Origin of the sequence: Streptomyces sp. NPDC058231, from assembly GCF_042882275.1 — a bacterium.
GTDB lineage: Bacteria > Actinomycetota > Actinomycetes > Streptomycetales > Streptomycetaceae > Streptomyces.
Window position 1 is genome coordinate 95,414 of the sequence record NZ_JBHVWN010000015.1, and the last position, 18,882, is coordinate 114,295.

The 18,882-nt window shown below is 72.6% G+C and carries 14 protein-coding genes; 11 read left to right on the plus strand and 3 right to left on the minus strand.

Annotation, left to right across the window (positions count from 1 at the left end; genetic code table 11):
• Positions 1-38: 38 nt before the first annotated feature.
• The 4 genes from ACFVXE_RS13880 to ACFVXE_RS13895 all read left to right on the plus strand — a co-directional run bounded on the left by ACFVXE_RS13880 (position 39) and on the right by ACFVXE_RS13895 (position 8,194).
• Complete coding sequence (locus ACFVXE_RS13880; protein ID WP_389671348.1) at positions 39-2,711, plus strand: protein kinase; 2,673 nt, start codon at positions 39-41, stop codon at positions 2,709-2,711.
• Between the two features lie 188 nt (positions 2,712-2,899).
• Positions 2,900-4,543 (plus strand): serine/threonine-protein kinase, encoded by a 1,644-nt coding sequence (locus ACFVXE_RS13885; RefSeq protein ID WP_389671349.1) that lies wholly within the window; start codon positions 2,900-2,902, stop codon positions 4,541-4,543.
• A 147-nt stretch (positions 4,544-4,690) separates the two neighbouring features.
• On the plus strand, positions 4,691-6,316 hold the full coding sequence (locus tag ACFVXE_RS13890) for a succinic semialdehyde dehydrogenase (RefSeq protein ID WP_389671350.1): 1,626 nt from the start codon (positions 4,691-4,693) through the stop codon (positions 6,314-6,316).
• Positions 6,317-6,364: 48 nt separating this feature from the next.
• Complete coding sequence (locus ACFVXE_RS13895; RefSeq protein WP_389671351.1) at positions 6,365-8,194, plus strand: GMC oxidoreductase; 1,830 nt, start codon at positions 6,365-6,367, stop codon at positions 8,192-8,194.
• 894 nt (positions 8,195-9,088) lie between these two features.
• Here the strand turns inward: ACFVXE_RS13895 and ACFVXE_RS13900 are convergent.
• Positions 9,089-9,394: a chorismate mutase gene (locus ACFVXE_RS13900; RefSeq protein ID WP_389671352.1), complete on the minus strand. Its 306-nt coding sequence runs from the start codon at positions 9,392-9,394 to the stop codon at positions 9,089-9,091.
• 347 nt (positions 9,395-9,741) lie between these two features.
• On the opposite strand from ACFVXE_RS13900, the gene guaA reads away from it, so the two are divergent.
• The 5 genes from guaA to ACFVXE_RS13925 all read left to right on the plus strand — a co-directional run bounded on the left by guaA (position 9,742) and on the right by ACFVXE_RS13925 (position 15,183).
• Positions 9,742-11,337, plus strand: a complete 1,596-nt coding sequence (guaA, locus tag ACFVXE_RS13905) for a glutamine-hydrolyzing GMP synthase (RefSeq protein ID WP_389671353.1) — start codon at positions 9,742-9,744, stop codon at positions 11,335-11,337.
• A gap of 178 nt (positions 11,338-11,515) precedes the next feature.
• Positions 11,516-12,271 carry an SAM-dependent methyltransferase gene (locus ACFVXE_RS13910; protein ID WP_389671354.1) on the plus strand — a complete coding sequence of 252 codons (756 nt, stop codon included), beginning with the start codon at positions 11,516-11,518 and terminating at the stop codon, positions 12,269-12,271.
• A 122-nt stretch (positions 12,272-12,393) separates the two neighbouring features.
• Complete coding sequence (locus tag ACFVXE_RS13915; protein WP_389671355.1) at positions 12,394-13,164, plus strand: class II aldolase/adducin family protein; 771 nt, start codon at positions 12,394-12,396, stop codon at positions 13,162-13,164.
• A gap of 113 nt (positions 13,165-13,277) precedes the next feature.
• Positions 13,278-14,543 carry a hypothetical protein gene (locus tag ACFVXE_RS13920; protein WP_389671384.1) on the plus strand — a complete coding sequence of 422 codons (1,266 nt, stop codon included), beginning with the start codon at positions 13,278-13,280 and terminating at the stop codon, positions 14,541-14,543.
• Between the two features lie 130 nt (positions 14,544-14,673).
• Positions 14,674-15,183: a DoxX family protein gene (locus ACFVXE_RS13925; protein WP_389671356.1), complete on the plus strand. Its 510-nt coding sequence runs from the start codon at positions 14,674-14,676 to the stop codon at positions 15,181-15,183.
• Here ACFVXE_RS13925 and ACFVXE_RS13930 read toward each other — a convergent pair.
• Together ACFVXE_RS13930 and ACFVXE_RS13935 are read right to left on the minus strand one after the other, a co-directional pair.
• The gene (locus ACFVXE_RS13930) at positions 15,090-15,353 is read right to left on the minus strand and encodes a hypothetical protein (RefSeq protein WP_389671357.1); all 264 of its coding nucleotides are present in this window, start codon (positions 15,351-15,353) and stop codon (positions 15,090-15,092) included. The two genes, ACFVXE_RS13925 and ACFVXE_RS13930, sit on opposite strands and share 94 nt — an antisense overlap.
• Positions 15,340-16,650, minus strand: coding sequence for a PspC domain-containing protein (locus ACFVXE_RS13935; RefSeq protein WP_389671358.1), 1,311 nt, complete (start codon positions 16,648-16,650; stop codon positions 15,340-15,342). The genes ACFVXE_RS13930 and ACFVXE_RS13935 overlap by 14 nt, the downstream gene beginning before the upstream one ends.
• A 196-nt stretch (positions 16,651-16,846) precedes the next feature.
• On the opposite strand from ACFVXE_RS13935, the gene ACFVXE_RS13940 reads away from it, so the two are divergent.
• Together ACFVXE_RS13940 and ACFVXE_RS13945 are read left to right on the plus strand one after the other, a co-directional pair.
• Positions 16,847-18,133 (plus strand): PspC domain-containing protein, encoded by a 1,287-nt coding sequence (locus tag ACFVXE_RS13940; RefSeq protein WP_389671359.1) that lies wholly within the window; start codon positions 16,847-16,849, stop codon positions 18,131-18,133.
• Positions 18,130-18,825 (plus strand): LuxR C-terminal-related transcriptional regulator, encoded by a 696-nt coding sequence (locus ACFVXE_RS13945; protein WP_389671360.1) that lies wholly within the window; start codon positions 18,130-18,132, stop codon positions 18,823-18,825. Before ACFVXE_RS13940 ends, ACFVXE_RS13945 begins: the two co-directional genes overlap by 4 nt.
• Positions 18,826-18,882 lie beyond the last annotated feature (57 nt).

Below are 18,882 nucleotides of genomic sequence, written 5' to 3' on the forward strand. Positions count from 1 at the left end.
CTCTGTGGCCGGGGGACAGCGCGCTCTGGGGAGGCGTCGTGGACGACTACGCGGGTCGGGTGCTTGCCGACCGCTACCGCCTGCCGCTGCCTCCGTCCGACGCGTACGAGCTGGTCGAGACCCGGGCCTTCGACACGTACAGCGGGCAGGAAGTCCTGGTGCGGCAGGTGCCGCTGCCGGAGGTCGTGGACGCCGAGGTGCTCGACGGGGACGGCCCGTCCCCGGCTGCGCGGCGGGTCACCGGCCGTACGGTGCGCCGGTCCACGGACCCGGCGGTCCGGCGGGCGATCGAGGCGGCCCAGGCGGCCGCCCAGGTGCCCGACCATCCGCGGCTCGACCAGGTCTTCGACGTGTTCGCCGAGGCCGGGTCGCTCTGGATCGTGAGCGAGCTGGTCGCGGCCCGCCCGCTGGCCGCGCTGCTCGCCGAGCGGCCGCTGAATCCGTACCGGGCGGCCGAGATCGGCTCCGATGTGCTGACGGCCCTGCGCGTGCTGCACGCGCACGGCTGGACCCACCGGAACATCACCGTCCGTACGGTGCTGATCTGCGACGACGGGCGCGTCATGCTGACCGGCCTGGCGACCGGGGCGGCGGAGGAAGCGCTCTGCGGGTACGTACCGGTGCCGCAGCCCGACGACGGGACCGGGTACGGGCGGCCCGCGGTCGAGTCCGGCCCGACCGGACCGTACGTTCCGCCCGCGGCGTCGCCGCCGGCCGCGCAGCCCCTCGAACCCGCGCAGCCCTCCGGACCCCCCGGCTCCACCGGGCTGCCGGCCTCGCGCGGGCCGGCCGGAGAACTGGAGGCCGTGCCCCCGCCGCTGCGCCCGGACCTGCCCGCCCCCGCGGCCGGCAGCGCCGCACAGCTGCGGGCCGCTCGCGCCGGAGCCATCGCCGCCTACCGGGCCGGTGCCCGCGCCGCCGCGCGCGTCAACGAGGACCAGCGACAGGCCGGACAGGGCGAGCCGGAGGAAGCGGACGGTACCGGCAACCTCCCCGTCCAGCGCCCGGGACCGCCCGACACGGCCCGGCCGCAGCTGACGGGCGGCTGGGGCCCCACCGCGACGGACCCGTACGACGACGAGGGCGACGAGGACGACGACTACGACGCCCCGTACGACAGCGACGGCGGTCACGGCCACGGCGGTCACCACGGCCAGGGGCCGCCGGACCGACGGATGCATCTGATCGGTTCCTGGGGCGACGGCGCCGACTTCGGGCGCCCCGTCCCGGCCGGGGGCTCGGGCGAGGACGCCCTGCGCGCCGACGCCCGGCGACAGGGCGACCACGCGCCCCAGCAGCAGGAACACCAGCGACCCTCCTCCAGCCGCTGGGACGAGGTCGTCGCCGGCGGTCGGGAGGCCCCCGCCTACCGGGGGCCCGCCACCCCCCTCGCCGCCGAGCGCGCCCGGCAGGCCCGGATCGCCGTCGTAGGCGCCGTCACCGAGCGCTGGGCGCCAGAGCAGGCCGGCCCGGTGCACGAGAACTGGCAGCTGGCGCCGCCCATCGGCCCGTCCACCGACCTCTGGGCGCTCGGCGCCCTGCTCTACCGCGCCGTCCAGGGCCACGCCCCGTACCCCGAGGAGAACGCGGCCGAGCTCGTCCAGATGGTGTGCGGCGAGCCGCCCGCCTTCGCCGAGGAGTGCGGCCCGCTGCGTCCCGTCGTCGAGTCGTTGCTGCGCCAGGACCCCACCGAGCGGCCCGACTTCGAGGAGCTGCGCGGCTGGCTGCGTTCCCTGGTGCGGTCGGCGCCCGAGCCGGAGGCCGGAGTCGACGTCGTGACGCTGCCGGCCGTCGACGCCACCCGGCTCCCCGTCGTCCGCCGCCGGGGCGAGCTGGTCCGCAAGCGCCGGGGCAGGGCGGGCGGCTCCCCGGCGCACGGCCGCCACCGCCAGACGAGAGACCGGCAGGAGCGGTACGAGCGGCCGCGGCCGCCCCGCGAACCCAAGGGCCCCAAGGCGCTGCGCACCCCGCCCCGACAGGGTGAGGGGCGCGCCCCCCGGCGGCTCGGACGGCTGCTGCTCGTGCTGATCCTGCTGGCCCTGGCCGCCGCCGTCGGGTACGCCGTGATGTTCATGCCGAAGACCGGCAGCGACGCAGGATCCGGATCCCCCTCCGGCGCGGTGAGTTCGGCCCCGGCCGGCGCGGACAGCGGCGCACCCGGCCGCTCCGATGGGAAGTCGCCGTCGCCCTCCCGGGCCACGCCGTCGGGGTCGTCCGGCGCGGAGCAGCCGCAGACCAGCCGCTCGGCCGTCGCGCTCGCCCCCGGCTACACCCTGCGCAAGGACGACGAGGGCTTCGAGGTCGGCGTGCTCAAGGGCTGGCAGCGCAGCGCCTCCGGCACCGACCGTCAGATACGTTACGGCAGCGACGGCTTCAGCCTGCTGATCGTGCCGGGCCGCGACACGGTGAAGGCCGACGGCGGTGACCCGCTCGCCTATCAGAGCGACAAGGAACGCGAGTTGCAGCCCTTCCGCGACTCCAGCTGGTCCTCGGCGACCGGGCTGCGTCGGATCGACGTCGGCCGTCAGGCCATGGCGGAGGGCCAGTTCACCTGGCAGGACGGCACCGGACGGGAGGTGTACGTCCGCAACCTCGCGATGATCGTCGAGGGTCGCTACCACGTCATCCAGGTGATCGGCCCGGAGAACGAGCGGGACAAGGTGACCGCCGTCTACGAACAGGCCATCGCCTCCTACCGGGTGAACTCCTGAGCCACCGACGGGAAACGGCAGCCCGCCCGTCGGGCCGCACCGCGTTCTTGCGAGGATGCCCCTGCGTTCACGCCGGGTTCGCGCCGCATCCCGAAAGGTGACAGTGCGGTCTCGTGGGCGATGCGAGGTTCCGTCGCCGCACCTCGCCTCCGTAACCTGGCAGTCGAAGGAAACGGGGCGGGGGACACGTGGAGCGATCACAGGGAACGGCCGCGGGGCTGGTGCTGGCCGGAAGGTACCGGCTCGGTGAGGTCCTCGGGCGCGGCGGCATGGGCAAGGTGTGGCGGGCCCACGACGAGGTGCTGCATCGCACGGTCGCCGTCAAGGAGTTGACCGCCGGGCTGTACGTCGCGGAGGCCGATCGGGTGGTTCTCCATGCCCGTACCCAGAAGGAGGCCCGGGCGGCGGCCCGCATCACCCATCCCGGCGTGGTCACCGTCCACGACGTGGTCGAGTACGACAACCGGCCCTGGATCGTCATGCAGTACGTCGACGGGCCCTCACTCGCCGACGCCGCCAAGGAGAGCGGCGACGTCGCGCCGCGCGAGGCGGCCAGGATCGGCCTCCATGTCCTGAGCGCCCTGCGCGCCGCGCACAGCGCCGGTGTACTGCACCGGGACGTGAAGCCCGGCAACGTACTCCTCGCCCGTGACGGTCAGGTGCTGCTCACCGACTTCGGGATCGCCGCGATAGAGGGCGACTCGACCATCACCAGGACCGGTGAACTGGTCGGGTCCATCGACTATCTGGCGCCCGAGCGGGTACGCGGCGGCGACCCCGGCCCCGCATCCGACCTCTGGTCCCTCGGCGCCACGCTCTACGCCGCGGTCGAGGGGCGCTCGCCCTTCCGCCGTACGTCCCCGATCTCCACCATGCAGGCCGTGGTCACCGAGGAACCGGAGCCGCCTGCCCGGGCCGGGGCGCTCGCCCCGGTGATCACCGCGCTGCTCCGCAAGGACCCGGCGGACCGGCCGTCGGCGGCCGAGACGGAACGCATGCTGCTGGACGCGATGGAGGGACGCGAGCCCCTGGCGGCGCAGGCGTTCGTACCGACGCAGCGGGTGCCCGAGGAAGTCCTGCGCTCCATGGGGCCGGACGGACCGGCCGGCACCGGATCGGAAACAGTGGCGCCGGAACCGCAGTTCGGCCCCGGGACGACGGCGGTGACCCGGCGCAGTCGCGGCCGATGGCGTACGGCGATCCTGGTCGTCGCCCTCGCCGCACTGGTCGGCGGTGGCGCCGGACTGGCCGCGATGAAGTACGGCGGGAGCTCCGCGGCCGACGGCACGCCGAGGGGCGGGACCCACGTGACCGGCACCACGCCGCGCAGTCCGTCGAAGGAGGCGAAGCCCCGGCCGCCCGCCGATGCGGTACCCGACGGCTGGCACCGGGAGGACGACCCCGAGGGGTTCAGCCTGGTCGTCCCCGACGGATGGAAGCGCCGGGCGGACGGCCAGAACGTCGACTACACCCCGGACGACGGCAACCACTACATCCGGATCAGCGTCGACCCGGAGCCCGACTTCGAGAACTCGTACATGCACATGCTGAACATGGAGACGCGCCTCATCCAGCGGCTGCCCGGGTACGAGCGCAAGACCCTGCACTCCAACTACTACCGCGATCGGCCGGGTTCCCTCTGGGAGTTCACCTGGACCGAGTCGAAGGACCACCCGGGCCCGCGCCACGCGATCGACCAGATGTACTACGAGGAGGAGGGCGGCCCGGAGTACGCGCTGTACATGACGGGTCCGGCCGACGACTGGGACACCACCCGGGACCGGTTCGACACGATGCTGCGCAGTTGGCGCGCACCGGCCGGCACCGACTGAGACTGCCGGGATTCCACCGGCCACGAACCGCAGTAGCTCCCTGATCAGGGGCTTTGTTGCCAGTGATCACTGGCTCGTTTGTGGGGAGTGTGAAAACCTATTACCGACGGGTACCCAAAGCGGTTGGCTGGACATACCCTCGCCCTCATGACGGACTCGACGGATTCGCAGGCCTCTGCCGCCCCCCTCGGTACCAACCCCGTGGCCACCGCCCCCGCGGGTGTGCGCACGGCTGCCGATGTGGTGACACCCGAGGTGATCGCCCAGCTGACCCGAGGTGTCGTCGGCTCCGGCCGTACCGCGAACCACACCCCGTTCACCGGGGAGAAGCTGGCCGACCTGCCCGAGTCCACACCCGAGGACGTCGCGACCGCCTTCGAGCGGGCCCGTGCCGCCCAGCCCGCCTGGGCCGCCACCCCGGTCCGGACCAGGGCCGCCGTCCTCCTCCGCTTCCACGACCTCGTGCTGGAGCGCCAGTCCGAGGTCCTCGACCTCATCCAGCTGGAGACCGGCAAGGCCCGGCTGCACGCCCACGAGGAGGTGCAGGCGGTCGCCGTCTCCGCCCGGCACTACGGACGCAGGGCGACGTCGTACCTGAAGCCGAAGCGGCACACCGGTGTCGTACCGACGCTGACCAAGGTCACCGAGCTGCGGCAGCCGCGCGGTGTCATCGGCCAGATCGCGCCGTGGAACTACCCGTTCGAGCTCTCCGTCGGCGATGCGCTGCCCGCGTTCGTCTCCGGGAACGCCCTCGTGATGAAGCCCGACACGGAGACCGCGCTCACCGCGCTCTGGGCCCGTGACCTGCTGATCGAGGCCGGGCTGCCCGCCGAGGTGTTCCAGATCGTCCTCGGTGACGGACCGGTCGTCGGGCCCGAGGTCGTCAAGCACGCCGACTACGTCTCGTTCACCGGCTCCACCCGCACCGGCCGCGAGGTCGCCCAGGGCGCCGCCGCCCGCCTGGTCGGCGTCTCGCTGGAGCTCGGCGGCAAGAACGCCATGCTGGTCCTCGAGGACGCCGACGTGGAGAAGGCCGCCGCCGGCGCCGTCCGCGCCTGCTTCTCCTCCGCCGGACAGCTCTGCATCTCCATCGAGCGGCTCTACGTCCACGAGTCGGTCGCCGACGACTTCGTGGAGCGGTTCGCCACCCGCACGAAGGCCATGCGGCTCGGCAACTCCCTCGCCTACGGCGCCGACATGGGTTCGCTCGTCGGCGAGCGCCAGCTGGAGACCGTCACCCAGCATGTCGCGGAGGCCGTCGAGAAGGGCGCCACGCTCGTCGCCGGCGGTGTCGCCCGCCCCGACATCGGCCCGCTGTTCTACGAGCCGACCATCCTCGACGGCGTCGAGGCACCGATGGCCGTCTGCAGCCAGGAGACCTTCGGCCCGGTCGTCTCCCTCTACCGCTTCTCCGACGAGGACGAGGTCATCGCCCTCGCCAACGCCACCCCGTACGGCCTGAACTCCAGCGTCTGGACCAAGGACTCCAAGCGCGGTCACCAGGTCGCCGCCCGGCTGCGCACCGGCACGGTCAACATCAACGAGGGGTACGCCCCCGCGTACGGCAGCGTGCAGTCCCCGATGGGCGGCATGAAGGACTCCGGTCTCGGCCGGCGGCACGGCTCCGAGGGCATCCTCAAGTACACCGAGGCCCAGACCGTGGCCCAGCAGAGGCTGATCCCGCTCGCCCCGTCCTTCGGGATGGACGACGAGAAGTACGCGGCGTTCATGAGCCGCAGTCTGAAGGCGATGAAGGCGTTCCGCCTGCGCTGACCCCGTAACACCGCGGCACCTTCTGCCCTTTTCGTACCGAGGAGAGCCATGTCCCAGGACAGCCCTGCCCAGAATCAGGCCGAACCGGCCGGCGAGACCGATGACGACGCGGCGTACGACTACGACGTCCTTGTGGTCGGCTCGGGCTTCGGCGGTGCGGTGTCGGCCTTGCGGCTGACGGAGAAGGGGTACCGGGTGGGGGTCCTGGAGGCGGGCCGCCGCTTCACCCCCGGCACCCTCCCCAAGAACTCCTGGGACATCAAGAACTACCTGTGGGCCCCCGCACTCGGGCTCTTCGGCATCCAGCGCGTGCATCTGCTCGGCAATGTGATGGTGCTCGCCGGGGCGGGTGTCGGCGGCGGCTCGCTCAACTACGCCAACACGCTGTACGTACCCCCGGCACCGTTCTTCGAGGACCGGCAGTGGGCCGCCATCACCGACTGGCAGGACGAGCTGGCGCCCTACTACGACCAGGCCAAGCGGATGCTCGGAGTCCGCCTCAACCCGACGATGACCCCGTCCGATGTCCATCTGAAGGCGACCGCGCAGGCCATGGGCGTCGGCGACACCTTCCACCTGGCCCCGGTCGGCGTCTTCTTCGGCGACGGCAAGGACGCCGACGGTACGTCGACGGCGAAGCCCGGCGGTACCGTCGCCGACCCGTACTTCGGCGGCGCGGGCCCCGCCCGCAAGGCATGCACCGAGTGCGGCGAATGCATGACGGGCTGCCGTCACGGCGCGAAGAACACCCTCAACGAGAACTACCTCCACCTCGCAGAGAAGGCCGGAGCGGTCATCCACCCGATGACCTCCGTGGTCGCGATCACGGACGACCCGGAGGGCGGTTACCACGTCACCACCGTCCCGACGGACCGCCGCAGGAAGGGCAAGCCGACGCTGCTGCGCGCCCGCAAGGTGGTCGTCGCGGCGGGCACGTACGGCACCCAGACCCTGCTCCACACGATGAGGGACCAGGGGCTGCTGCCCCGGCTGTCGTCGCGGCTCGGTGAGCTGACCCGTACCAACTCCGAGGCGCTCGTCGGCTCGCAGACCAGCGACCGCCGCTACCGCAGGAAGCACGGCACCGCGAAGGCCGACTTCACCCAGGGTGTCGCCATCACCTCGTCGATCCACCCCGACGAGAACACCCACATCGAGCCGGTCCGCTACGGCAAGGGCTCCAACGCCATGGGCGCGATGTCGATCCTCCAGGTCCCGTACGGAGGCCGCCGGGTACTGGGCTGGCTCGGCAACATGGCCAGGCACCCGGCACTCGCCGTCCGCTCGCTCTCCAACCGTCGCTGGTCGGAGCGGACCATCATCGGCCTCGTCATGCAGTCGCTGGACAACTCCCTGACGACGTACCGCAAGCCCGGCGGCATCGGGAAGGGCCTGCTCACCGCCCGGCAGGGGCACGGTGCGCCCAACCCGACGCAGATCGAGGAGGCCACGCGCAGCGCCTCGCTGCTCGCCGAGGAGATCAACGGTTTCCCCGGATCGAACGTCGGCGAGCTGATGGGTACCCCGCTCACGGCGCACTTCCTCGGCGGCTGCCCGATCGGGGCGAACGCCGAGGAGGGGGTCATCGACCCCTACCACCGGCTGTACGGACACTCCGGCATATCGGTCGTCGACGGTTCGGCGGTCTCCGCCAACCTCGGCGTCAACCCGTCGCTTACCATCACCGCGCAGGCGGAGCGGGCCATGTCGTTCTGGCCCAACAAGGGCGAGGCGGACCCGCGTCCGGAGCAGGGCGGGGCGTACGAGCGGCTGGCCGCGGTCGAACCGATGGCGCCGGCCGTGCCGAAGGAGGCGTTCGGCGCCCTGAAACTGCCGTTCCTGGGCCTGCCGACGGTTCCGCCGAAGAGCGGGCACTAGCCGGACCGGCGCAGTGGAAAGGGGCTGCACCCCCCTCCGAGTGCAGCCCCTCACGCCCTGCCGGTGACGACGCGCGTGAAACGCGGCGGCGTCACCGTTCCCGCAACGCCGCGCGACGAGGTCGGGCCGGCGCCGAGCACTGCGGCCGCTCCGCCCGTGAGAGTCCTCGGTCGCGAGGGCACGGGTGGGGCCGGTGTTCTGCATGCATGACCTGCCACCCGCCGCGATGGTTGTCCCGGCCTTCACAGAATCTCTATGTGACGCCTGTCACGTCACGTTCCGTGGTGTGTTCGTGGGCCGTCCGGGTCCCGTCGCCGCGGCGCGGCGAAGGACCCGCGACCGGTGCGGAACCGGGCCGCGGGGCTCCTGCCGATCGGTGCCGGCGCCGGCGGGCGGCTTCGTCGGCCCCGGGGGGCCGGCGGCGAGGGGCGAGGCCACGGGAGGGGTGCGCCGGCGTCGGCGCACCCGGAGTGCGGGGGCCGTGCGCGGGAAGCCGGCCCAGGACGGACGCGGAGGCGGGATGGACGGGGCCTGTCGCCCGACTGGTGCGGGGCCGGCCGTGCGGGGCGGGCCGCGCCCGGCGCGACCGTCTCGACCCGATGCGGCCGGCCCCGGGCGTCCCCGGGGCCGGCCGCTCTTGGGTGACCGGGCTGCTGTCCCCTGCCGACCGGTCACGCACGCTGGGGCGCGGTCCCACGGCGTACCTGCAGTACGCCACACGCTCCAGCGGAGCCCACGCGTGGTTTCTTCCAGAGCCGCACCTGGCTGGCACGGACACCGGGACCAACGAAGCCACCGTGGGCCCGGTCACGCGCCGTACGGGTGAGAGCCGGTCCGAACTCAGATACGCCCTTACAGCCCTCTCCGGCCGCTGCGCCCCCGGCCTGCGGGGATTCACACGCGGCCGCGGGACAGCTCCAGCAGCGTCATCGCGAGTGAGGTGCCGGGCCTGCCGAGCGCGTTCCGGTACTGGCCGAGGATCTCCATCTCGCGGGAGAGGTTGACCCGGCGGCCGCCGGAGGTGATCCGCGCCTCCTGGATGACCGCCGACACGGCCATCCGTTCCTGGATCAGGCCGATGATCCGGTCGTCGAGGGTGTCGATGCGCTCACGGGCGTTGCTGATCAGTGCGGCGGCCTCGTCGGTGTTCGCGCCGGTCTTCTCGATGAGGGTCTTCTCGGCGGCGGTGCTGCTGCTCATGGTGTGACTCCTGGTGGGGTGCGGCCCCCGGAGCGAACGAGCCCCGAACGCAGAGCGCCCCGGGCCTGTCGGCCCGGGGCGCCTGGAACGTTGCTTGTCAGTGGCTCAAGCAGCACGACCATGGCAGCCGGCGGACCGGGTGCCATAGGTAAAGACGAAGATCGTGTGCTGACGCATGCCGTCAGTATGGCCCCCGTCGCACGGCGGGACAACGCGGGGCCCGGATGGTGAGACACCGCCACACGAACGGCCGTACACCCGGCCCCGGCGGACGCGAGGCGGGTCTCTCCCGCGACCCCGGTAGAATCGGGAGAACCGACCCCCCTCTCACCGCCGGAAGGCCGCCCGTGCCAGCAGCACCCCTCGCCGCCCCCGACACCGCACCCGACGTGGTCCTTGTCGTCGACTTCGGCGCGCAGTACGCCCAGCTCATCGCCCGACGCGTCCGTGAGGCCCGGGTCTACAGCGAGATCGTCCCGTCCACGATGCCGGTGGCCGAGATGCTGGCCAAGAACCCCCGGGCGATCATCCTGTCCGGCGGCCCCTCCTCGGTGTACGCGGAGGGCGCGCCCAGCCTCGACCGTTCGCTGTTCGAGGCCGGGGTCCCGGTCTTCGGCATGTGCTACGGCTTCCAGCTGATGGCCACCACGCTCGGCGGCACCGTCGACGACAACGGTGCCCGCGAGTACGGCCGCACCCCGCTGACCGTCTCCAAGACGGGCTCCACGCTCTTCGAGGGCACGCCCGCCGAGCAGTCGGTCTGGATGTCGCACGGCGACGCCTGCTCCGCAGCCCCCGAGGGCTTCACCGTCACCGCGTCCACGGACGTCGTACCGGTCGCCGCCTTCGAGAACGACGAGAAGAAGCTCTACGGCGTCCAGTACCACCCCGAGGTCCTGCACTCCACGCACGGCCAGCAGGTGCTGGAGCACTTCCTGTACCGCGGCGCCGGCATCGAGCCGACCTGGACCACGACCAACGTGGTCGAGGAGCAGATCGCGCTGATCCGCGAGCAGGTCGGCACCAAGCGCGCCATCTGCGGCCTCTCGGGCGGCGTGGACTCCGCGGTCGCCGCTGCCCTCGTGCAGAAGGCCATCGGCTCCCAGCTGACCTGCGTGTACGTGGACCACGGTCTGATGCGCAAGGGCGAGACCGAGCAGGTCGAGAAGGACTTCGTGGCCGCCACCGGCGTCCAGCTGAAGGTCGTCGACGCCGAGGAGCGGTTCCTCGACGCGCTGGCCGGGGTCTCCGACCCCGAGCAGAAGCGGAAGATCATCGGCCGTGAGTTCATCCGTGTCTTCGAGCAGGCCCAGGCCGAGCTCGTCGCCGAGGCGGGCGCGGCCGGCGAGGACGTCGCGTTCCTCGTGCAGGGCACGCTCTACCCGGACGTCGTCGAGTCCGGCGGCGGCACAGGCACCGCCAACATCAAGTCCCACCACAACGTGGGCGGGCTCCCCGACGACATCGAGTTCCAGCTCGTCGAGCCGCTGCGCCAGCTGTTCAAGGACGAGGTCCGGATGGTCGGCCAGGAGCTCGGCCTGCCGGAGGAGATCGTCCAGCGCCAGCCGTTCCCCGGCCCCGGCCTGGGCATCCGGATCGTCGGCGAGGTCACCAAGGACCGGCTCGACCTGCTGCGCGAGGCCGACGCCATCGCCCGCGAGGAGCTGACCGCGGCCGGACTCGACCGCGAGATCTGGCAGTGCCCGGTGGTCCTCCTGGCCGACGTCCGTTCGGTCGGCGTCCAGGGCGACGGCCGCACCTACGGTCACCCGATCGTGCTGCGCCCGGTCTCCTCCGAGGACGCCATGACGGCGGACTGGTCGCGCCTGCCGTACGAGGTCCTGGCCAAGATCTCCACCCGCATCACCAACGAGGTCGCCGACGTCAACCGCGTCGTGCTCGACGTCACGAGCAAGCCGCCGGGCACCATCGAGTGGGAGTGACCCTCCCCGCAGGGTCCGTGTGATGCCGTCGTCCGTTCGTCCGGGCGGCGGCATCGCCGTATCCGCCTCCGGTGGGCGGAGCGGCACGCCCGCCCGCCGGAGGCGCGTCCACGCACCTGGTCCCGGGCCCGTGAAAAAGGGCAGAACCGAACCGCTATCTGTGCCAGGCTCCATTCCCATGTCCGCCGATGAGATACGCGCCCTGATGTCCGCCGCCCACAACGACCGTCTGACCTGGAACACTCCGCTCTCCGAGGAGCATGCCGCCCAGCTCGTCGATGCCTGCGCTCCCGGTCCCGGGGCGCGGATCGTGGATCTCGGCAGTGGCTGGGGCGAGCTGCTGATGCGGCTGGTGGAGTCGGCGCCCGGGAGCACCGGGGACGGCGTCGAGACCGATACCGAGGCCGTGGCACGGGGCCGCGCGCTCGCCGGGGAGCGAGGACTCGCGGAGCGCGTACGGTTCCACGAGACGCCCGCCGCCGAGTGGGGTGACGACGGCTACGACCTGGCCGTGTCCATCGGGGCCGCGCACGCCTGGCCCGGCTCCACCACCGAGGCGTTGAAGGCGCTGCGGGCGACGGTGCGGCCGGGCGGTCGGGTGCTGTTCGGAGAAGGGTTCTGGGAGCGCGAGCCGTCGCCGCAGGCGCTGGCCGGACTGGGGGCGGAACCGGAGGACTTCGGTTCGCTGCTGGAGCTGATCCGGCAGGCCGAGGCCGCCGGGCTGCGGCCGCTCCAGGTGACCGTCGCCGACCAGCGCGAATGGGATCTCTTCGAGGCGAACGCCAACATCGGGCGGGGTGAGCGCTGGGCGCTGGCCAACCCGGGGCATCCGCTGCACGACGGTGTCGTCGCGGCGGTCGACGACCGGCGCACCGGCTACTACGGGGGCTACCGGGGAACGCTCGGCCTCGCCTACCTCGTACTCAGCAGGTGAACACCGGTCCGAATCCGCGGTGGCCGGACCCGTGCGCGAATCGGTATGTGATCGTTCTGGCCCACCTGAGGTGACCGGCGGTAGCTTCCGACCGAATGCCCTGGGAGCACCGAGGAGTCGTCATGCCCGAGCCCACCCCGATACCCGTCGAACAGCTGCAGTTCGCGATGCCGCCCGTCCACGAGTCGGCCGGCGAGGAACGCGCGTACCGGAAGGAGCGGCTGGCCGGGGCGCTGAGACTGTTCGGGGAGTTCGGGTACGAGGACGGCGTCTCCGGCCATCTCACCGCGCGGGACCCGGAGTTCGCCGACTGCTTCTGGGTCAATCCGTTCGGTGCCCCCTTCGACGGGCTGCGACCGGACGAGCTGATCCTGGTCAACGGCGACGGGCAGGTCGTCGAGGGGCGCCACCACGTCAACCAGGCGGCGTTCGCCGTCCACGCCCAGATCCACCGGGCCCGGCCGGACGTCGTCGCCGTCGCGCACACCCACTCCGTGTACGGGCGTGCGCTCTCCTCGCTCGGTGAGTTCATCGAGCCCATCACCCAGGAGTCCTGCGCGTTCTACGAGGATCACGCGGTCCATCAGACCTACACCGGGGTGATCGTCGACGAGGAGGAGGGGCGCCGGATCGCGGACACGCTCGGCCGCCGCAAGGCGCTCGTCCTGCGTAACCACGGGCTGCTGACGGTCGGCGACTCGGTGGAAGCGGCCGCCTGGTGGTTCCTCACCATGGAGCGCTCCTGCCAGGTGCAGCTCGCCGCGCAGGCCGCCGGGAAGCCCGTGCTGATCGAACACGGGGACGCGGTCGCCACCCGTGAGCAGCTCGGCAGCGATCTGGTGGCGTGGATCAACTTCCAGCCGCTGTGGAAGCGGATCTCTCGAACGTTCTGACGATCCGCTGGTCCCGGCGGCCCCGATGCGGCCGCCAGCCGCCCGGTACGGCACAATTCGCAGAAATCAGTGGTCAGTTGGCTGTACCCGGGCGGGAAAGGGCGGCGTTCTCCGTGGCGTTGGACGAGGCACGACAAGGCACGCACGGCGGTGGCTGTACGTGCGGCGACTGCCCGCACGGAGCACGCGAGGGGCACCGGCGCGCGGTGGCCGCCTTCCTGGCCAAGCGGGACGGACTCGCCGCGGGCCAGGGGCTGCCGGCCGGCGTCGCCCAGTCGACGTCCGCGACCCGGCAGTGGGTCTCCGACGAGCTGACCGAGTCGGCCCGCACGGTCGCCGAACGCAGCCGGGAAGCGGGCGACGCCTGGCTCCACCAGGTCTGGACACGCACCCTGATCGCGGTCTGGGGGAGCGTCGCCGTGCTGGTCGTCGGTGAGGCGGGCACCGCCATCGGCGCGGGCTGGTCGACCGCCCGTACCGCCGGTCTGGTCGCCGGACTCGTCACCGCGGGGCTGCTGACCGGCGCCGCCCGCTTCCACCGGTCCCGCGGCGGCGTCCTCGCCCCGCTGATCGGCGAGGACAACCGGCTGTCCACCTCCCGGGCGGTCGCAGTCGCCTGGGTGCTGCTCGCCGTCTTCTCCGTACTCGTCCTCGCGCTGCAACTGGCGGGTGCCTCCGGCCATGCGGAGCGTGACGCGCTGATCGACGGGCTGGACCTGGCACGCGGCGCCGGGGTGCTCACCGTGCTGGCGCTGGTGTGCGCCATCGCCGTGCTCGTCCGCAGGGTGGTGACGGTACGCGTCCTCGCGCAGCGCCTGCAGAAGCTGCGGGCCGACCGGCCGCGCGCCGCCGATCTGCTCACCGACGACTCCGGGCGCGGCACCTTCACCGATGTTCAGTACGTGCTGGTGAGCGCGGTCGCCGTGCTCTTCGCCGCGGTCCGGCTGGCCCGCCGGCCCGATCAGCTGCCCGATCTCCCCTGGGGGCTGGCGCTGCTGGTGGCCGTCTCCGCGGCGACGTACTTCGCGGGCAAGTACGCGGAGGGCGGGCGCCCGGTCGTGCTGTCCGTCGTGCGGGCCCGGGAAGCCGGGGACCTGGACGCGCCGATCCGGACCGGCGACGACATCGAGATCCGCGGCGCGGGTTTCGTGCCGCCCGGCGCCGGGGCCCCGGACCGGCTGGCCCGGATGGTCGTCCGGATCGGCCGGGTCCACGTCCACGTGCCACTGGTCCCGGTGGCCGGCGGTTTCGCCAACCCGGCCGACACCGTGCTCGTCGTGCCGGTGCCGGTGGAGGTGGAACCCGGGCGGGTGGACGTCCAGGTCGTGACGGCCGCCGGAGTGGAGACGAACCGGGTCGAGATCGACGTCACGGACTGACCGGCCCGCGCCGGACCGGCGGACCGGGTGCGTGTCACCGGCCGCGCCCGAACCAACCGCAGGGCTGTTGAGCAGCCTGTTCGCGGCTTACGTATGGTCTGGTGACGGGTCGACGGAAGGTGAGTTCGCTATGGGTGGGTATGGCATGAATACGCGCGGTCTGGGTGAGGCGAGGAACATACGGGATCTGGCGCGGGAGCAGGCTCTCCTGCCGCTGCGGATCTTTCTCGGCGTCACGTTCATCTATGCCGGGCTCGACAAACTGACGGACAGTTCCTTCTTCCGCGCCGACGGTCCCGGATCCATCGGCGCGGCGATGCACGCGGTCCGCGACTCCGCCGCGATCCCCGCCCTCGTCGACCTCGCGCTGAAGGGCCCCGGAGCCTTCGGGTACGCCATCGCCCTCGGCGAGCTCGCCGTCGGCATCGGCACCCTGATCGGACTGTGGGCACGGCTCGCCGCGCTCGGCGGGGCGCTGATCTCGCTGAGCCTGTGGCTGACGGTGAGCTGGCAGGTCACGCCGTACTACTTCGGGAACGACCTGGTCTACCTCATGGCCTGGCTGCCGTTGGTGCTCGGCGGCGCCGCGTCGTTCTCCCTGGACGCCCTCCTCGCGTCGCGGCGGCGACGGATCCGGTAGCTGATCCACGTCGTCGTGGCGGCCAGCCAGAGGCCGCCGGAGAACACCGGGAAGAAGAAGACCCAGGGGGCGTCCCAGACGCCCGCCGCGTCCGCCGCGTAGCCGGTGGCCAGGGCGAGCATCGCGATGCCCGCGACCGCCCGGCCCGGCCGGATCTCATGACGCAGCACGGATGACCTCCACCTGTCCGATACCGACTTCCAGATCCAGCTCGACCGTGCCGGCCGGCGTCACGCCCGCGGGCGGGGCGATCGTCCGGTGCGCGTTCCGCGAGGGACCGACGTCCACATCGTCCGGCGGATCGCCCGGCAGCCGGATGGCACCGATCCCGGCCTCCGCCCGTACCCGGACCGTCACCGCCGGAGGCACGACGACGGCGACCCGGCCCGCGCCGACCCGCACCCCCGTCCGGACCGTGTCGCCCTTCGGGACCGGCAGCCCGGTGAGATCGAGCGTGCCGACGCCGGAGTCCAGCTCGTAACCCGGCCGGACCCCGGCCGCCGCCACCGGACGCCACTCCTCACGCACCCACCGGGTGCTGATGTCCTTCGGCAGCGCGGTCGCCCCCGCCAGCAGCACCGCCGTGATCATCGACAGCAGGACCGTGCCGAACCCGGTCCTGCCGAGGAACGAGCTGACCACCATCCCGGCACCGAACACGGCGAGCGCCGCGGCCAGCCCGAACTGCAGGCTCGTACCGAACGGATGGGTCTCCCAGCTCAGTCCGGTGCCCAGACCGCCCGCGGCCAGCGCGCACAGCAGCACGAGACCGCCGATCGAGCGTGGCCCCCGGTTCGCCCGCACCCGCCCGGGCGCGCGGTACGGGGCGTCCGCCGCCCCTCGGGGACGCGCCGTCGCGCCGCCGTCCGCCGCGCCCGCCGGCCCCCACAGGTAGCCGGCGCCCACCGGCCCCGAGGTGCCGTCCTTGATGATCGGATCCCGCCACCAGGACGGGCTGCCCGGCGACGGCGGCGCCTTCACCTCCGGCGGCGCGTCCGCCACCGCCTGCGCGGCCGCCGGGCGCAGCGGATCCTCGGGAGCAGCGGCCCTGCGGTGCTGCGTCCAGACACTGAAGCCGATGACGGCGAGCGTCAGCATCGCGGAGAACGCCAGCGTGCCGCCGTTGCCCAGCATGGAGAGGAACAGCCCGCAGCCGATCAGCGCGAGCAGCACCGCGATCAGCGACGCCCCCTCGACCCGGCCGGAGAGCAGCCTGCGCGCCTCGTTCTCCTCCTCGCCCTCCAGCGGGAGCAGCAGCCACGCGAAGCCGTAGAAGATCAGGCCGACACCGCCGGTCACCGACAGGACACCGAGCACGATCCGGAAGATCACCGGGTCCACGTCGCAGTACCGGCCGAGTCCGCCGCACACCCCGGCCACCATCTTCTGCCGCGGGCTGCGGTGCAGCTGCGGTCTCGGTGCGGGAGGCGGTGCGACGCCGGGGCCGGCGTCCTGCGGAACGGTCATGCGTCCATGGTGACGGGCGGGCGGCACCGAGGGGACCCGCACCGACCCTGGCCGGACCCTGATATTGGCCGCCGCGGACCCCGAGGGGAGACCCCGGAACCCGCGGAACCCGGCGGGACGCCCGTCCGGCCGTCTCAGGGTCGCGTGGGGGCCGACCCTGATGCCGCGGCCCGCCCGGCCGTGTGACCATCGGTCCATGCCAGCCGCCACGACCCGAGCCGCAAGCTCCCTCAACGCCGAACCGGAGGAGCCGCAGCTGCGCAAGCTGTACCGCAGCGCCGACGGCCGGCTGCTCGGCGGAGTCGCGCGCGGACTCGCCGGTCACCTCGGGCTGCCCGTCGCCTGGGTGCGGTTCGTCTTCCTCGGGCTCTTCTTCGCGGACGGTCTCGGCGCGCTGCTCTACGCCGTGTTCTGGATCGTCGTGCCGCTCGGTGTCGGCGGGGTCGACGCCCCGCGGTCCGTCTTCGAGACCGCCCCCGACGGCCGGCGCAGACTCCGCAAGCCCGACAAGGGGCAGGTCTTCGCCCTTGTCGCACTGCTCGTCGGGGCCGTCGTCTTCGTCGGCAACGTCGACATGGGCAGCAAGGCGGACCGTTACATCTGGCCGACGCTGCTGATCGGAGCGGGCTCCGTCCTGGTGTGGCGGCAGGCCGACAACGCCCGGCGGGCCCGCTGGATGGAAGTCGGCAGCCGCCGCCGGGTGCTGCATCTGGCCCGGGCACTGGCCGGGGTCGCCCTGGTCGGCCTCGGTCTGGCCGTCTTCATGGTGGTACGCGGCTCGGCGGCGCAGCTCGGCAATGTCCTGACCGCGGCGATCGCCGTCCTCACCGGCATCGCGCTGCTGGCCGGCCCCTACTTCGTCCGCATGACCCAGGACCTCTCCGAGGAACGCCTGATGCGGATCAGGGCCCAGGAGCGCGCCGAGGTCGCGGCGCACGTCCACGACTCCGTGCTGCACACCCTCACTCTGATCCAGCGGAACGCCGAGGACGCGGGCGAGGTCCGCAGACTGGCCCGCTCCCAGGAACGCGAACTGCGGAACTGGCTGTACAACCCCGAGGGCAACGGCAAGGACGAGGACGACGAACCGGAGACCGTCGCCGAAGCGGTCAAGCGCGCCGCCGCCGAGGTCGAGGACAAGCACGGTGTCCCGCTGGAGGTCGTGGTCGTCGGCGACTGCCCGCTCGACGAGAAGCTGGCAGCCCAGATGCAGGCCGCGCGCGAGGCGATGGTCAATGCCGCCAAGTACGGTGGCGAAGGCGGCGCCGTGCAGGTCTACGCGGAGGTCGAGGGCCGCACCGTCTTCGTCTCCGTACGGGACCGGGGCCCGGGATTCGACCTGGACTCCGTACCGGGGGACAGAATGGGCGTACGGGAGTCAATCATCGGCCGGATGCAGCGCAACGGCGGTACGGCGCGGCTGCGTTCGGTGCCCGGCGGGGGCACGGAAGTCGAGCTGGAGATGGAAAGGGCGAGCGAATGACCGAGACCACCGAAGCGACCGGGGGCCCGGAGCGCCGGGTACGGGTCGTGCTCGTCGACGACCACCGGATGTTCCGCACCGGAGTCCAGGCCGAGATCGGCCGCACCGAGGAGACCGGCGTCGAGGTCGTCGGCGAGGCCGCCGACGTCGACCAGGCGGTCACCGTCATCACGGCGACCCGCCCCGAGGTCGTCCTCCTCGACGTGCACCTGCCGGGCGGCGGCGGCGTCGAGGTGCTGCGCCGCTGCGCCCCGCTGATGGGCTCGGTCGAGAACCCGGTGCGCTTCCTGGCACTGTCCGTCTCGGACGCGGCCGAGGATGTCATCGGTGTCATCCGGGGCGGCGCCCGCGGCTATGTCACCAAGACGATCACCGGCGCAGACCTGGTCGACTCGGTCTTCCGGGTCCAGGACGGCGACGCGGTCTTCTCACCCCGGCTGGCCGGGTTCGTCCTCGACGCGTTCGCCTCGACGGACGCGCCGCCGGTCGACGAGGACCTGGACCGGCTGACGCAGCGCGAGCGCGAGGTGCTGCGGCTGATCGCGCGCGGCTACGCGTACAAGGAGATCGCCAAGCAGCTGTTCATCTCGGTGAAGACCGTCGAGTCGCATGTCTCGGCGGTGCTGCGGAAGCTCCAGCTGTCGAACCGGCACGAGCTGACGCGGTGGGCGACGGCCCGGCGGCTGGTCTGAGCCGCCGGCCGGCCCGGGCCCGAGGGCGGTCCGAGTCCGGTGGCCCGGCGGCCGGTT

Bases quoted from the DNA above. Each gene is read 5' to 3' on its own strand.
- ACFVXE_RS13925 (WP_389671356.1), top strand. From the start codon at position 14,674: ATGGGTGGGTATGGCATGAATACGCGCGGTCTGGGTGAGGCGAGGAAC.
- ACFVXE_RS13945 (WP_389671360.1), top strand. From the start codon at position 18,130: ATGACCGAGACCACCGAAGCGACCGGGGGCCCGGAGCGCCGGGTACGG.
- ACFVXE_RS13895 (WP_389671351.1), top strand. From the start codon at position 6,365: ATGTCCCAGGACAGCCCTGCCCAGAATCAGGCCGAACCGGCCGGCGAG.
- ACFVXE_RS13890 (WP_389671350.1), top strand. From the start codon at position 4,691: ATGACGGACTCGACGGATTCGCAGGCCTCTGCCGCCCCCCTCGGTACC.
- ACFVXE_RS13935 (WP_389671358.1), bottom strand. From the start codon at position 16,650: ATGACCGTTCCGCAGGACGCCGGCCCCGGCGTCGCACCGCCTCCCGCA.
- ACFVXE_RS13910 (WP_389671354.1), top strand. From the start codon at position 11,516: ATGTCCGCCGATGAGATACGCGCCCTGATGTCCGCCGCCCACAACGAC.
- ACFVXE_RS13900 (WP_389671352.1), bottom strand. From the start codon at position 9,394: ATGAGCAGCAGCACCGCCGCCGAGAAGACCCTCATCGAGAAGACCGGC.
- ACFVXE_RS13940 (WP_389671359.1), top strand. From the start codon at position 16,847: ATGCCAGCCGCCACGACCCGAGCCGCAAGCTCCCTCAACGCCGAACCG.
- ACFVXE_RS13915 (WP_389671355.1), top strand. From the start codon at position 12,394: ATGCCCGAGCCCACCCCGATACCCGTCGAACAGCTGCAGTTCGCGATG.